The sequence below is a fragment of the Flavobacterium sp. LHD-85 genome (assembly GCF_030929595.1).
Lineage (GTDB): Bacteria > Bacteroidota > Bacteroidia > Flavobacteriales > Flavobacteriaceae > Flavobacterium.
This window is the reverse complement of the sequence record NZ_JAVFVR010000015.1, coordinates 36,897-52,595: the sequence shown is the minus strand read 5'-3', so window position 1 is coordinate 52,595 and position 15,699 is coordinate 36,897. Positions and strand designations below refer to the sequence as shown.

13 protein-coding genes are annotated in these 15,699 nt (G+C 34.7%); 5 read left to right on the top strand and 8 right to left on the bottom strand.

Annotation, left to right across the window (positions count from 1 at the left end):
* Nucleotides 1-88: 88 nt before the first annotated feature.
* Entirely contained in the window at nt 89-412 is a 324-nt protein-coding gene (locus tag RB618_RS19455; RefSeq protein WP_308070291.1) for a DUF6660 family protein, read from the bottom strand.
* A gap of 299 nt (nt 413-711) precedes the next feature.
* On the opposite strand from RB618_RS19455, the gene RB618_RS19450 reads away from it, so the two are divergent.
* Both RB618_RS19450 and RB618_RS19445 read left to right on the top strand, forming a co-directional pair.
* Nucleotides 712-1,833, top strand: coding sequence for a hypothetical protein (locus tag RB618_RS19450; protein ID WP_308070290.1), 1,122 nt, complete (start codon nt 712-714; stop codon nt 1,831-1,833).
* A gap of 12 nt (nt 1,834-1,845) precedes the next feature.
* Nucleotides 1,846-2,607: a porin family protein gene (locus RB618_RS19445; RefSeq protein ID WP_308070289.1), complete on the top strand. Its 762-nt coding sequence runs from the start codon at nt 1,846-1,848 to the stop codon at nt 2,605-2,607.
* A 286-nt stretch (nt 2,608-2,893) separates the two neighbouring features.
* Here the strand turns inward: RB618_RS19445 and RB618_RS19440 are convergent, their stop codons facing one another.
* From RB618_RS19440 to RB618_RS19420, 5 genes are read right to left on the bottom strand one after another with little or no spacing between them, the layout of a single operon-like run.
* A complete protein-coding gene (locus RB618_RS19440; RefSeq protein ID WP_308070288.1) occupies nt 2,894-3,493 on the bottom strand; it encodes a chemotaxis protein CheB in 600 nt (199 codons plus the stop codon).
* Nucleotides 3,472-4,284 carry a protein-glutamate O-methyltransferase CheR gene (locus tag RB618_RS19435; RefSeq protein WP_308070287.1) on the bottom strand — a complete coding sequence of 271 codons (813 nt, stop codon included), beginning with the start codon at nt 4,282-4,284 and terminating at the stop codon, nt 3,472-3,474. Before RB618_RS19435 ends, RB618_RS19440 begins: the two co-directional genes overlap by 22 nt.
* A gap of 7 nt (nt 4,285-4,291) precedes the next feature.
* Complete coding sequence (locus RB618_RS19430; protein WP_308070286.1) at nt 4,292-4,657, bottom strand: response regulator; 366 nt, start codon at nt 4,655-4,657, stop codon at nt 4,292-4,294.
* Nucleotides 4,658-4,674: 17 nt separating this feature from the next.
* Entirely contained in the window at nt 4,675-8,241 is a 3,567-nt protein-coding gene (locus RB618_RS19425; RefSeq protein WP_308070285.1) for a response regulator, read from the bottom strand.
* A gap of 16 nt (nt 8,242-8,257) precedes the next feature.
* The gene (locus RB618_RS19420) at nt 8,258-9,472 is read right to left on the bottom strand and encodes a response regulator (RefSeq protein ID WP_308070284.1); all 1,215 of its coding nucleotides are present in this window, start codon (nt 9,470-9,472) and stop codon (nt 8,258-8,260) included.
* A gap of 391 nt (nt 9,473-9,863) precedes the next feature.
* On the opposite strand from RB618_RS19420, the gene RB618_RS19415 reads away from it, so the two are divergent.
* Nucleotides 9,864-10,709: an SDR family oxidoreductase gene (locus RB618_RS19415; protein ID WP_308070283.1), complete on the top strand. Its 846-nt coding sequence runs from the start codon at nt 9,864-9,866 to the stop codon at nt 10,707-10,709.
* A 105-nt stretch (nt 10,710-10,814) separates the two neighbouring features.
* Entirely contained in the window at nt 10,815-11,075 is a 261-nt protein-coding gene (locus tag RB618_RS19410; protein ID WP_308070282.1) for a SemiSWEET transporter, read from the top strand.
* Between the two features lie 62 nt (nt 11,076-11,137).
* Here the strand turns inward: RB618_RS19410 and RB618_RS19405 are convergent, their stop codons facing one another.
* Nucleotides 11,138-11,968 (bottom strand): hypothetical protein, encoded by an 831-nt coding sequence (locus tag RB618_RS19405; RefSeq protein WP_308070281.1) that lies wholly within the window; start codon nt 11,966-11,968, stop codon nt 11,138-11,140.
* A 377-nt stretch (nt 11,969-12,345) separates the two neighbouring features.
* Nucleotides 12,346-12,687, bottom strand: a complete 342-nt coding sequence (locus RB618_RS19400; protein WP_177209914.1) for a hypothetical protein — start codon at nt 12,685-12,687, stop codon at nt 12,346-12,348.
* Between the two features lie 200 nt (nt 12,688-12,887).
* Here RB618_RS19400 and RB618_RS19395 point away from each other — a divergent pair, with 200 nt between their 5' ends.
* A complete protein-coding gene (locus RB618_RS19395; RefSeq protein WP_308070280.1) occupies nt 12,888-15,698 on the top strand; it encodes a PAS domain S-box protein in 2,811 nt (936 codons plus the stop codon).
* Nucleotide 15,699: the final 1 nt, after the last annotated feature.

The following is a 15,699-nucleotide window of genomic DNA, read 5'->3' as shown; positions in this document are numbered from 1 at the left end:
GAAATTAGACAATTAAATTGTCTGTAAACGTGTGGAAAGTCCACAACTCTCTCGCCCGTTTTCGATCTTTATCGAACAGGCATAATCATTATGCTATTTGAGGGGGCTGCCAAATACTTCCGTAGAAATTGGAAATAAAAACAGAACTGTAACTTGGTAAAGCAACTGAAATTTGATTGTAAGCCTTAGGAAATTCAAAACTTACAGCAGAATGGTAACTTAAAACTTGTGCGCCACAACAATTACAGGCACAAAATGGAGAGCATAAATCATTGTCTTTATCATGCGAATGATTGTCTTCTGAGGCAAACTGAGCTATTTTATGCATAGCACTATTTACTTCCATATCAGCACATGGCATATTAGACAATGCCATTAGGTAAATTGATAATATGACTGTTATCCATTTCACAGCTGTAAAAATACAATTATTTTTTTTTAATTGGCTCCAATAATTCTAGAAATAAAAGCACGAAAAATAATGCAGAAATTATTTTTACTCCTTTTATCATTTTCTTATCATTTTCTTATCATTTTTTATTGGAGGTAAGAAAATTTCGTTAACTTTAACACTAATTAACACATTATTAAGCCTTAATCTTTAATTATTATAAAGCCTATTTAGCATACCGATAAAAAGATTCTCACAACAGCATTAGTACATATTTATTTTTCGCAGTTTAATTAATTAACATTAAAACACTCTAATCAATGAAATGTAATACACTAATATCAGCCTTTTTATTACTATTTAGCATGCAAATTTTCGGACAGGTTTATACCGACAAAATTGTAGGAAAGAAAAATGAAGAATTAAAAGACAGTCTTAAAGTCGAAAAATACCCGTACGCTCTACCAATCTGGGGAGAAAAAGTAGCTCAGAAAGGCTACAAGCTTCCTTATTCTGCTGGAGTTTCTGTCAATTATTTTTGGCAGGAATCTGAAATTGTTATTAATGATTTAAATATTGGTTTTAATCATGGTCCGCAATATAACTTAGATGAAATTGTACGATTTGATAAATCTACGGTTGAAGCTGGCGCACTTACTATTAGACCCGATGTATGGCTGCTTCCATTTTTAAATATTTATGGAATTTTTGGAAAAGCCAAAACGGCAACAAAAATAAACGCTGGCATCTGGGTTCCTGATGCCGATAACAATTGGTCTGAAATTGCTAATTTCAGCACCAAAGCAAATTTTGATGCCACAACTTTTGGTATAGGTATGACACCAACAATTGGTATTGGAGGTGGCTGGTTTGCACTCGATATGAACATGGCTTGGACCGATATTAGTTCTCTGGACAAACCTGCATTCTCTTATATTTTTGGTCCAAGATTAGGAAAAACATTTAAATTCAAGAAGCCAGACACCAATATAGCAGTTTGGGTTGGAGCTTTTAGAGTTCATATTTCTGGAGATACTAATGGAGATTTACCTTTATCTGATTTTATTGACGTATCTACTGCACAGGCTAAAGTAGATAGCGGTCTTCAAAAAGTATCAGAAAACCAGACAAAAGTAGATGCTTGGTGGGACGGTTTAACACCTGCTGAACAAAAAAATCCTGTAAACATTGCCAAACATAACACTGCCGATCGCGCTTTAGATAGAGCGGGAACTTTCTTAGCAACTCTTGATGGAGCTCTAAGTACTGTAGGAGACTCTTCTGTTCAATATTCGCTTCAAAAAAGACCTAAAGATATGTGGAACTTTATTATTGGGTCTCAATATCAATTCAGCAGACATCTTATGTTTCGTGCAGAATGCGGTTTCTTAGGCTCACGTACACAAGTTCTGGGCAGTCTTCAGTACCGTTTTGGACTTTAATTCAGAAATTGTATGAAAAAAGGTTTTCTAATCCTTATCACATTCTTTTGCATTACCTCAGCACGATCCCAAGTCTTGATTTCCTTAATATTTGGAGACAAACTCAATTCAGAGTTTTTAGAATTTGGTCTTGAAGGTGGCGCAAATTTTTCTACCATTTCCAACATGGGATCTTCTGCTTTAAACCCAGGTTTTAATCTTGGTTTTTATTTTGATCTGAGATCTAGAAAAAATCCAGCGTGGATGATTAATACTGGCGTAATTGTAAAATCGCCTATGGGAGCCAAGGATATTCCGGTGTATTCTTTAAATGATGAAAATCTGGACAATACTTTTGCCGGCGGACATGTAAATCGTGAAATACGATATTTTAATGTTCCCATTTTAATTAAATACCAATTCAAAAATAACATCTATCTCAAAGCAGGGCCGCAATTTGGTTTATTAGCTAAAGCATTTGATGAGTTTAAAAATGAAATCAATGATGACGATGTAGTTTACAAGAAAAATATTAGAGACCAAATTCATGTCATAGATGCGGGACTTGCTTTTGGTGCCGGCTATCATATGAATGTTGGAAATGGTTTAAATATTACGGTTCAATACTACTATGGCCTTGTTACCGTAATGAAAGGCGATGGGCCAAATAATCAGTACAACAGATCTTTGTATGTTACGGCGGGAATTCCAATCGGAAAAGGAAAAGCGGCCCAAAGAAGAGCTGAAAAAGAGGCAGAACTTAACAAAGTGGTTCTTCCTGAAGATGAGAAATAGTATCTCTTTTTTATGCAAAAAAATTATATTTCGCTCCTCTGGAGCTCTTGATCATGTGTGTAATTTTTTGCTATAAATATTTCGTCCCTCTGGGACTAATTATAGCTTAATCTATGTCTCCAAATGTTAATTATAGTTGGATGGATTCATAAAAAATGTTTCCGAAAAATTTGCTATAAATATTTCGTCCCCTGTGATTTTTTACTTGACAAAAAGCTTCGGAGAAGCTAAATATTTATAGCAAATAATTTATCCGTCTCCGAAAAGCCCCAGAGGGGTGACACTTCTAATCAACCTCTGCTTCTTGATTTATTTCTTTTATAAACTCCAAAATCTCTTCGGTGCTTAAAACAAAATCAGGCGTTGTATGCAAAATGGCATTATTGGGCATAAATGGCATATCTGCAGAAAGCGGATTCTGCACTACGCTTATTCCGCCAGCTGACTGAATTGCCCTCAATCCAACTGTTCCATCTGAATTGGAGCCTGAAAGTAAAATGCCTACCAAATGTTCGCTGTAAACTTCTGCAGCCGACTCAAAAGAAACATCAATGCTTGGTCTGCTGTAGTTTATTTTTTCTGAAGTATCTAAAGATAAGGTTTCGTTTTTTTCAAATAATAAATGATAATTAGAAGGGGCGATATAAATAAATCCTGGTTTTAGTTTTACCTTATCTTCTACTTCTTTGACTTCTATTTTTGATTTTAAAGCAATTAAATCCTCCAAGGTTTGTTCGTCTGAGTTTTTTCTGTGAACGACGATCACAATTGCAAAAGAAATTGCTTTATCTATAAATGGCAAAATCTGTAATAATGCCTGTAAACTTCCTGCCGAACCTCCAATTATAACTACTTTACAATTTGCTATTCTTTTATTTTTCTCCATATTTTCTCTTTATCAAATTGTTTGTATTTGGTTTGAGATATAGAATATTTTATAGTTTCTTTTGTTCCGAGAGCCAAAAAGCCCAAAACAGCCAGACTGTCATCAAATAGATTGACTACTCTTTTTTGCAGATTATTATCAAAATAAATTAAAACGTTGCGGCATAAAATGAGGTCAAACTCATTAAAGGAAGTGTCTGAAACCAGATTGTGCTGAGAAAACACCATTTTTTCAGATAGATTATCATTAAACTTTGCAAACCCGTAATTGGCAATATAATAATCTGAGAAATCTTCCTGACCGCCCGCTTCACGGTAATTATCTGCGTAATCTTTTATCATTCGCAATGGAAAAATACCGCTTTTGGCTGTTTCCAAAACCGTCGCATTAATGTCAGTTGCATACAATAATGATTTGTGGAGCAACCCTTCTTCTTTAAGCATAATGGCCATCGAATACACTTCTTCTCCTGTAGAGCAGCCGGCATGCCAGATTCTGATAAAAGGTTTGGTTCCCAATAAAGGAAGAATTTTTTTTCGAAGGGTTAGATAAAAAGACGGATCACGAAACATTTCTGTTACGTTAACCGTAATTTCGTCAATCATTCTTTTGCAATATTCTGGATCGGTTCGAACTTTAGACAAAAACTCATGAAAATGCTTGAATCCATCCAAAGTAAATACCCTGCTTACACGTCTTTTAAGTGATGCTCTTGAATAACTTCCAAAATCAAAACCATAATATTCGTAAACTTCATTAATCAGAGTTTCCAATTCAATATCTTCAATCATAATTCATTTAAATTTCTCTCAAGATCTGAAGTAATTTATCCACATCAACAGGTTTTGAGATATAGGCATCTGCCCCGGCTTGTAAACATTTTTCTTTATCTCCTGCCATAGCTTGCGCTGTTACGGCAACTACAAAAGTATTCTCTTGCAACGGAATGGCTTTAATAAGCGGAATCGCCTCATAACCGTCCATTTCGGGCATCATCATATCCATCAGAACGGCATCAATCGAATTATCTTTTGCCAATATTTTTAGGGCTTCTTCGGCACTTAAACAAGACAAACAGTCAAAAGATTTTGCTTTTAAAGTATTTACTAAAGCAAAAATATTTCTAGAATCGTCATCTACAATCAATACTTTTTTCTTTTCCATGTACAGATTTTTTAAGATTAGATTTTATCGTATAACCAAACTCGAAGCAGCGATAACAATTGATCGACATCGACCGGTTTTGTAATATAATCTGAAGCTCCCGCTTTAATGCATTTTTCTCTATCGCCAGTCATAGCTTTTGCCGTTACAGCGATTACGGCTAAGTTAAGAAATTTAGGATTGCTCCTTATTTTTTCGGCTGTTTCGTAACCGTCCATATTCGGCATCATCATATCTAAAAGCACAACATCTGTATCTGGATTTTCGTTGAGAATCTTAATTGCCTCTTTTCCATCAAAAGCCGTAATCACATTCATTTTAAATGCTTCTAACGCTTTAGAAAGCGAATAGATGTTTCGCACATCATCATCAACAATTAATACCTTTTTCTCAAATAAAATATTGTTTAAAGAATTCAGTTTTTTACTGCTTTCTTTTGCGTTATTGCCTTCTTTCTTATTTTCTACCAAATGAAGGAAAAGTGAAACCTCATCTAGCATTCTTTGGTACGAATGTGCCGTTTTTACAATAATAGAATCGGCATATTTCTTAATTTTCAGTTCTTCTTTTATAGAAAGGCTTTTTCCTGTAAACACAATTACCGGAAGATTTTCTAAACCTGGACTTTTCTTAACTCCATCTAGAATTTCGTAAGCCTGTTTGTCTGGAATTCCCATATCGAGAATTACGCAATCAACTTCTTGTTTTCCTAAAGCCGATAAACCTGCCGAAACTTCACTTTTTATTTCAGAATTAATATTATAAGTTTCTAAGAAATACGCCAGCGCTTTTGCATGTTTCGGGTTATCTTCAATAATTAAAACCTTTTGCGATTCTTTGTTTATAATGTGTTCAATACGCTTGAAAACGTCTGGAATTCTATCAAAAGCAACTGGTTTGTCTAAGAAATCTACCGCTCCTTTTAACAGACTTTCCTGTTTCAGTTTGTGCGAAGACATGATATGTACCGAAATATGTTTGGTATGAGAATGATTTTTTAATTCTTCTAGAACCTGCCAGCCGCTTTTGATAGGCAATTCGATATCCAATAAGATTCCGATAGGTCTATAAATTAATGCAAAGTTTAAGGCATAATCTCCTCGCACCGCCACTACTCCTTTGTATCCTTTTTTCTGAGTGAAAGCCAATAGTGATTTTGCAAAATTGATATCGTCTTCTACAATCAAAATGACTTTATCGCCTTCTGCAATTGAGTCTCTGTCATCTTCAATTTCTTCGGGAATAACTTCACTGATGTATTTTGGTTTTTCCTCATCGCTTTCAGTTGTTACTTCGATTTCTTCTGCATGCGGAATTTTATTCACTGAAATTTTATTGATCGCAAATCCTAACACAGGAAGGCACAATGTAAAAGTACTTCCTTCGTTAACTTTACTGTGCAGAATAATTTCTCCTCTCAATAATTTAGCCAGCTCACGGCTAATAGATAATCCTAAACCTGTTCCTCCATATTTGCGTTTTGTTGAACCATCGGCTTGTTGGAATGCTTCAAAAATTAATGGCTGTTTTTCTAACGGAATTCCGATTCCGGTATCTTTTACAATAAAACAGATTATTTTATCATCGTCTGTATCAACTTTAATTTCAAGAGAAACGGTTCCTTTTTCAGTAAATTTAATCGCATTCGAAATCAAGTTTTTCAAAATCTGCTCCAGACGCATTTTGTCTGTTTTAATAACAATTGGCGCTTCTTTGGCAATAATTTCAAAATTAATTCCCTTTTCTTTTGCAACTAGATAAAAAAGATTGTAAAGGTTATCTGTAATTTCTTTAGTCGAAACATCCAAGAATTCCAGATCCATTTTACCCGCTTCGATTTTAGAAAGATCCAGAATCTCATCAATTAAGCCCAATAAACTATTTCCCGAACTTTGAATCACTTTTGCAAATTCAATCTCTTCATTGTTCATCGTTTTATTGTTATTTTCAGATAGCAAACGGCTCAATAATAAAATCGAATTCAGCGGTGTTCTCAGCTCGTGCGACATATTGGCCAAAAACTCCGATTTATAACGAGTTGTCAACTCCAAAGCTTCTGATTTCTTTTGGATTTCGGTATTTTTTTCTTCTAATAAAACGCTTCTTTCAGACAATTCTTCGTTGGTTTGTTCCAATTCTTCCTGCTGTACGCGAAGCTCTTCTTCAGAAGCCTGCAGTTTTTCGGTCTGCGCTTCCAATTCAGCATTTATCGCTTCCAACTCGCTGTGCTGAATCTGTAATTCTTCTGCCTGAGATTTGGTTTCTTCCAGAAGCTCCATTACTCTTTTACGGTTTTGAGTTGCTTTTATCGCAATTCCGATATTATTGGCTACAATGTTCAAGAACTCAAGCTGCAGCATAGAAAATCCGTATATGCTAGCCAGCTCCACAGCTCCTTCAATCTTAAAATCCATCAATGGCAATGCCACGATATGAGTTGGTTTTATTTCTCCCAAAGCATAATTAATCTGAATATCGTCTGGAGAAAGTGTTTTTAGCTCCAACATTTTTCCAGAAACAATAGATTGCCCAATCAACCCCTCGCCTTTTTTAATTCTTTCTCTATTTTTGCTCGGAATATAACTATAACCTCCCGTAACAGCTAATTCTTCACCATCTACAACATACAAAACTCCAGCGCTGCTGTTGGTATATTGGCACAAAAACTCGATTACATCTTTAGATAACTTCTGAATGGTTTTTTCTCCCAACATTTTATCATTTAAAGTCGCAACACCCGATTGGAGCCATTCTTTTTGAGATAATAAATCAAATGAACTTTTTAAAGAATCTTTCATTTCATGAATAGAAGATCCAAGAGCTCCTAGCGTATCGGCTTTTCTATCATCAATTTTAACATCGTAATTTCCTTTAGAAATTTGTGTGGCAATACCGCTAATTACTTGAAGTCTTTCAGCTGTTTCTTTATCCTTTTTGATTAATTCTTGCTGCAATAAAGTCCTCTCGTTGTAATCTTTCAGAATTCTGATAAGGAAAACAATAGAAATAAGAAAGGCTATAAAGAAAGCAATGGCAATTAAAGCCAAACTATATCTTCCGTAACGTTCTGAATTTGAATTACGTTCGTCCAAAAGTTTTTGTTCTGTATTTTCAACCTTTTTGATGATCGCCCTCATTTCGTTCATCATATTTCTTCCTTCATTCAAATCGAAAACCAGCGCTTGTTTGCTCAAACGTTTTTTTACAATCTGATTATTTAAGTATTTGAAGAAACCAGAACGTTTTTCGCTTAATTCTTCTAATAATTTTCTCTGTGAAGGATTATCTGCTGTAAGCTCATCCAATTTCACAAAATAACTATTTGATTTGGTTTCAGCCTCATTAAATCGTTCTACAAACTGCTCATCTCCCGTGAGCAGATATCCTCTCATGCTAGTTTGCGCTTCTGTAATAATCGAAGAACCTTCATTCAGGTTATAAATCACATCCTGAGTATGATTTACCCAAAAGTTGCTGTTTAATAAGCTTTTGATACTAATAAATGAAGCTACAGAACTAATCGTAAGCACAAGCAGTGAGACGAGTGAACTAATTAATAAGTTTCTTTTAAAATTGCCATTCATATATTTCCAAGTTATTTTATTCGTATTTTAAAGGAAGCACAATTATAAAACTTGCACCTTCTCCCTGTTTACTTTTTGCTGTAATTAATCCGTTATGCTTTTCTATAATTTTCTTAGCAATTGCCAATCCAATTCCCGTTCCTTCGTAGGTTTGGCGGTCATTTAAGCTTTGGAAGATAATAAAAATACGGTCAAGATAAATTTCATCAAAACCAATTCCGTTATCTTTTACTGTAATCCTGCAAAATTTTCCTTCTGGTGAAGTCGGACTATCAAATGATTTTTCTAAAATAGTTTCAGAACTAATTTCAATCACCGCTTTTTCTTCATTTCCAGAAAACTTTAAAGCATTTCCGATCAAATTTTGAAAAACCTGACGCATCTGGCTCGGAATACTGTCAATCGTAGGGAGTTCGCTGGTTTTTATTACCGCATTTTTGCGTTCTATCAGATAATCAAAATCTCCAAGCACTTCTTGCAAAACGACATTTAAATCTGTTTTTTCAGGTTTAACTTGCGCCGAAAGTCTCGAATACGCCAAAAGATCGGTAATTAAAGTCTGCATTCTTTCTGCCGATTTTATAGTTCGGTCGACATAATCAATCGCTTTGTCGTCTGCTTTTAAGTAAAGGTCTTTTATAATTTTAATAAAGATTTGAATTTTTCTAATAGGCTCATTTAAATCGTGGGAAACCACCCAGGAGAACTGCTGCAATTCGTGGTTTCGGAGTTCCAGTTCTTCATTTTTCTGAACCAGTTCGCGCGTTCTCTCAGCAATTTTGATTTCCAGATTGTCCTGCGCCTCTTTTCTGATTTTGATCTCTTTAGAAAGCAGATCTTTCATTGCCTTCAATTCGTTTTGCTGTTCGTAGATTTTAATGAAGGTTTTAACTTTCAGAATCAGCAAATCAGAGTCTACCGGTTTTGTAATGTATTCTACAGCCCCTGTTTCGTATCCTTTAAAAATGTATTTTTTCTCGGTATTAATTGCCGAAAGGAAAATTACGGGAATATCTTTTGTGCGTTGATTTCCTGAAAGGATTTTGACGACTTCAAAACCATCGAGTCCTGGCATTTGAACATCCATAATAATCAGACAGTAATCTGTTTTTAGGATTTTTTTTAAAGCTTCTTCTCCAGATTCGGCACTATCGACCTCGATATTATGCAGCTCTAATGTTTTCTTTAAGGCAATAATATTTGCCCTTATATCGTCTACAATTAATACCATGCCGTGTTGGAGCTAAATCGGTTGTGAATCAAAACTCTTGAATTTAAAGTGAATTTAAAAATTTTCTTATTTTTTTATAGAATCACCGAAGCAACTCTTAAAAATTATGCGGAAATTCTCAAATGTATAAAAAAAATAGCGAGCAGGTTTTTTATCTAAATTGAAAATAGTTACAAAATTCCCATCTTTTGCTGACATTTTAAACATACGCAATGATTGTTAACTTATTAGAAATTTCTTATTATTTTAACTGTTTTCACTAATCGATGTATTTTCACACAATATCTTTCCTTTTGATTTTTTTGAGGCAAACAAAATGTCTTTTAAGACAAGTATACTTGCAGTTATCGCCTAATTTTAAGTGAGATTAAAAGCTTAAAAAAAGTAGATTATGAAAAAGAAACAGACATTTCCCGAACAGAAACAAAATCTTCCAGGCAATGAACACTTAATGAATCCAGAGCCGGAAATTATAAGAGAAAACTATGTTGGAAGCGGCAAACTATTTGGAAAAACAGCTTTTATTACAGGCGGTGACAGCGGTATTGGCCGAAGTGTTGCAATACATTTTGCAAGAGAAGGCGCCAATATTACAATTGTTTATTTAAAAGAAGATAAAGATGCGCTCGAAACCAAAGCAATGATCGAAAAGGAAGGTCAGCAATGTCTCCTGATAAGCGGTGATTTAAAAGATGAGAAGTTTTGCAAAAACGCTATCAAAAAATGCCATACCACTTTTAAAAGTCTTGATGTTTTAGTAAACAATGCTGCAACCCAGTTTCCGCAGACCGAAATAGAAAAGATAACAACGTCACAGCTTCATAAAACTTTTGAAACCAATATTTATCCTTTCTTTTATATCACTAAAGCAGCACTTGCTTTCTTAAAAGAAGGCGATTCTATTATTAATACAACTTCTGTCACTGCTTTCCGTGGAAGCGAGCATTTGGCAGATTACGCAAGTACCAAAGGGGCAATTGTAAGTTTTACGCGCTCGCTTTCGACTATGCTGGCAAAAAGGAAAATACGTGTGAATGGCGTTGCTCCCGGACCAATCTGGACGCCTCTGATTGTTGCGAGTTTTGATAAATTATCTGACTTCGGAAAAGATAATCCGATGGAAAGAGCCGGACAGCCTTCTGAGGTTGCGCCTGCTTATGTATTTCTGGCCTGCGAAGACAGCAGTTATATTACCGGACAGTTTATTCACATCAATGGCGGTGAATTGGTGGGTTAAAAAAGCTTCTAAGATGCTAAGCTTTTCTTTTTGCAACCTACTTAATGAGCCTAACAATAAAACCAGCGATTACCTTAGCACCTAAGAACCTTAAAAAATAAAAAAATGAATTTTATAGACATTATAGGACTTTTTGCTGGGGCATGTGTTACGATATCGACAATTCCGCAGATTTTGAAGGTTTGGAAAACTAAAAAAGTGAAACAGATTTCGCTTAGAATGTTTGGCACACTCACTTTCGGAATTGCGGTATGGGTGGTTTATGGCATTTTTAAAAACGATCTGCCAATTATTATCACCAATAGCATTTCGCTTATTTTAAATCTCATAATGGTTTATTTTATTCTTTATTTTGAGAAAGAATAGAATAAAAAAAAACAGCTTGGAAGAAGCTGTTTTTTCTGAAATTGAAGAATATAATATGCTTACTAGCTAGCTAATTTTTGATTATAAGGTTTTAATTCTAAATGCAACTTTTCTTTGAGAGCTCTGGATTGCAAACTCTTTCTAAAGAATAAAACTGGCGCCATAACAGCTCCCAATTTGATTTCTGAAAGTTTTTTGATTTCATCCAGCTGTTTAATAGCAAAATTTAAAATTGGAACAAACGGAGTTAAGTAATTGTAACTATGCTGTGCAACCTCTAGCTCCAAAATTTCTCTCAAAATGTTTTTCATCAACAGATAACGAACCGTTCCTCGCTTTTGAATTGCTTTAAGTTCCCGAAACTTCTCTCCTATTTTTAAATTCTCAGCTCCGATATAAATATAATTTCCCGATTCGCTCGTAAACCTTTTTCTAACTTGAGCGGCAAAATCAACATCGGCTTCTTTTGCTTTTCTATTGGTTGGCATTCCGATCAATGAAAACTGAATCTGTTTGTGGCTTTCAAAATACAGCACACTATTTATAGACGAGGAATTGCTCATAATACCAGACTGTTGCATTTTTAAGCGTTTAATGGCACCGTTAGATCCAAAACTGTGCAATACATTTCCTTTTTCGCAATATGCAAAAAACACTGGTGCAAAAGGATTAGATTCGATACTTAGATTTACATCTTGATTGAAAGTCAGATTAAAATTGAGATAGGTCATTTCTTTTTCAAAACGAACTCCAGAAATGTTTCCTGTTGCCCATTTTGATTTAATTGCCAATTTATATTCATTGGCAGTAACTTTTAAGTTTCCACCAAAACTATCTTTCAAATTATTAAAAACAGCATCAAAGCTTCCATTGTTTATGTAAAGTTTTTTCATAATAGGATTTGGTTTTATAAAACGGTTAGTACTTATTTACGAACAAAAACTAATTGTAGTTTTACTTCATTTTCTATAACTCAAATTTCGTTTATATTAACCCTCAACTATTTATACAATTTTTGGAAGATATTTCATAATTATTATTTTAAGGTTCTGAGGTTCTAAGTTTCGCATACTTCAAAAAAAAAGTCAAAAAAAAACTTAGCATCTCAGAAACTCAGCAGCTTAGAATCTTTAAAAAAAACAATCAGGAAAAAAACTTAGAACCTCAGCAGCTTAGCATCTTAGAAGCTTAAAAAAAAAGCAGCTGCCTCAAATAAATTTGAAACAACTGCTCATCAGCAAAATAAAAATACTAATCTATTTTTATTCTTTTAAGTCAATTCGTTTATGTCAGCATTTTTAGCATAATTGGCTTTCGGAATATCTTTAAAGAATTCTGCTTCTTCCAAATCGGCCATAGGGCCATATCCTAATAAATGGGTTCCTTTTCTTTTATCTTTTGTTTCAATGACATACAAAATAGACATATCATCGGGATCGCTCATTCCTTCATATCGATGATGTGCGACAATAAATACATCTTCAGGATTATAAACCTCTTTGGTTTCTGAATCTACTAAACGATCGTTTTCGAATATGTAATTTGCCGTATATCCTTCTTCCTGATATCTCTTTATATTATCGGTTTCATGTTTTGAATCTTCTCGTTTCATATCTTTTCAGTTTATCGGTTTATCAAATTTCCGCATAGAAACAAGATAAAATTAACTCAATAGATTTTAATCTTGCCTCATTCAAAAAACGGCTTTAAAAGAGATTTTATTTTTTATTAATTTTAACAGAGGTTAATTCAAAACACCGAGTACAACCTGAATATAAGGCTGTTAGAAATTAAACAAAAAGCAAACTATTAATGAACAAAAGCTATGATTTTCTGGCCAACGGAGGTGAAATGGGAGAACTTACTCGTGCTAAAGATTGGAGCAAAACGGCAGTAGGTCCAGTAGAATCTTGGCCTCAAAGTCTCCGCACGACTTTAGGTATTCTATTAAACTCTAAATTTCCCATGTTTCTGTTTTGGGGATCAGATCATATTTGCTTTTATAATGATGCTTATCGCCCGAGTTTAGGAAATAATGGCAAACATCCGTCGATTCTAGGCGAAAAAGGTGCTATCTCTTGGCCTGAAATCTGGAATTTTATTGAGCCTTTGATTAACCAAGTGCTAATAAAAGGAGAAGCCACGTGGCATGAAGACCAATTGCTGCCGATTTATAGAAATGGTAAAATGGAAGATGTTTACTGGACTTTCAGCTATAGCCCTGTGAATGACGAAAATGGAAAAACAGCTGGTGTTCTGGTTATCTGCAATGAAACAACAGCGCAAGTGCTCACTCGAAAAAAACTGGAAGAAAGCGAAAAACGCTTTAGAAATACGGTAAAACAGCTTCCGCTTGGAATCTGTGTTTTAAAAGGCCCAGATCTGATCGCTGAAATGGTCAATTCAACCTATCTTCATATTATTGACAAAGAAGAAAAAGATATTCTGCACAAACCTATTTTTGATTCGGTTCCTGAGGCAAAAGAAAAAGTGTTCCCACTATTGCAAAATGTTTTTGAAACCGGAACTGCTTATTTCACCGATGAACTTCCAGTAACTTTAAATCGCTACAATAAAGAAGAATTAGGTTATTTTAATCTTGTTTTTTATCCTTTGAAAGATGAAAATGATACTATTGAAGGTGTTACGGTCGTTTCTTACGAAGTAACTGAAGAGGTAAAAGCAAGACATTTTCTGGCAGAAAGCGAAAAAGCATTTCGAGACATTGTAATGGATTCGCCTATTGCAATGGCAATCTTTAGAGGACACGATTTTATCATTGAAATGGCCAATAAAACCATGATGCATAAAATCTGGCAAAAGGAAGAAAAAGACTGTATTGGCATGCCACTGCTTGAGGTTTTCCCTGAATTAAAAGATCAAAAATATCCTGAATTACTGCATGATGTTCTAGCTAATGGAAAAACCATCCGTGAGAATGAAGGCGTGGCTTATGTTGATATAAAAGGAAAGCTAAAAAAATTCTATTTGGATTACGAGTATACAACGCTGTATGAAAAAAACGGAAAAGCATCTGGTGTAATGTGTTCGGTTTATGATGTTACTTCTAAAGTCAAAGCCCGAAAAAAAGTGGAAACGGCAGAAGAAAGAGCCCGTCTTGCCGCCGCAATTGGAGAGATTGCAACTTGGGATTTAAATCTGCAAACCAAAAAATTGATTTATAGCGATAACATTCTAGATATTTTCGGATTTGAAAAAGATGCCAAAATAATACATCAGGACATTCGAAGCAGGATTATTCCAGAAGACGAACCTATTGTGCTCGAGGCTTTCAAAAAAGCATTAAAAACCAGCATTTACAAATATGAAGCCCGTATTCAAAAAACGAGTCAAACTATAAGCTGGATCAAAGTGCATGGCAAAATATTTTTTGATGAAAATAAACAACCATCAAAAATGGTCGGTACAGTAATGGATATCACTACCGAAAAAGAAAGCCAGCAGGTAATGCAAAAAAGCGAAAGAAAATTTAGGATTCTGGCCGACTCAATTCCACAGTTAATTTGGACAAGTGACACCTTGGGAAATCTCAATTACTTCAATGAAACTTTCTATAATTATTCTGGATATTCGAGAGAAGAAATTGAGAAAAACGGATGGCTGCAAATTGTTCATCCTGATGATCGAGAAGAAAATGTAAAACTCTGGATGGAAGCGGTAAAAACGGGTCATGATTTTCTTTTTATTCATCGTTTTAAACGTTATGATGGCGAATACAGATGGCAGTTAAGCCGAGCCATTGCGCAATTGGACGAATCTGGAAAGGTGCAAATGTGGGTTGGCACAAGTACAGATATAGAAGAGCAAAAGAACTTTACCAATCAGCTGGAAGAACAAATTATTGAACGTACCACTCAGCTGGAACTCAAAAATAGAGATTTGGTCAACATGAACATTGAACTGCAGTCGTTTGCTTATATTTCTAGCCATGACCTTCAGGAACCACTCCGAAAAATCCAGACATTCGCCAGCAGATTATCCGAGTTGGATGAGAGAAATATTTCGGCAAATGCCAAAACTTATTTGGCTCGAATTGAGTATTCGGCAAAAAAAATGCAAAATCTTATTCAGGATCTACTCACCTATTCGCGCGCTAATTCTGCCGACCGCGTCTTTACAAAGGTTAATATAAATGAAATTGCAGAAGAGGTTTTAAGTGATTTTTCTGATCGCATTGAAGAAAAAAATGCCATTGTAGAATATGATGATTTGGGAGAGGCTACTCTTATACAGTTTCAGTTTAGACAGCTGCTTCATAATTTGATAGAAAATGCTTTAAAGTTTTCGCGCCCTAGTGTTCCTCCAAAAGTAATAATAACCGTTACAGCAGTTGATGGAAAATCGCTTCCAAATGCTGAATTTAAAGACAAAATTTACCATCATCTGCAAGTTTCAGATAACGGAATTGGTTTTGACCTTGCTTATAAAGAAAAAATATTTGAAGTTTTTCAGCGCCTAAATACCGAAACCGAATATAAAGGAACAGGAATTGGTCTTGCGATTGTCAAAAAAATCGTAGAAAACCACAAAGGCTTTATAACAGTTTCAAGCGAAAAAGGAAAAGGCTCTATTTTTAATATCTATATTCCCGATTTATCTTAAA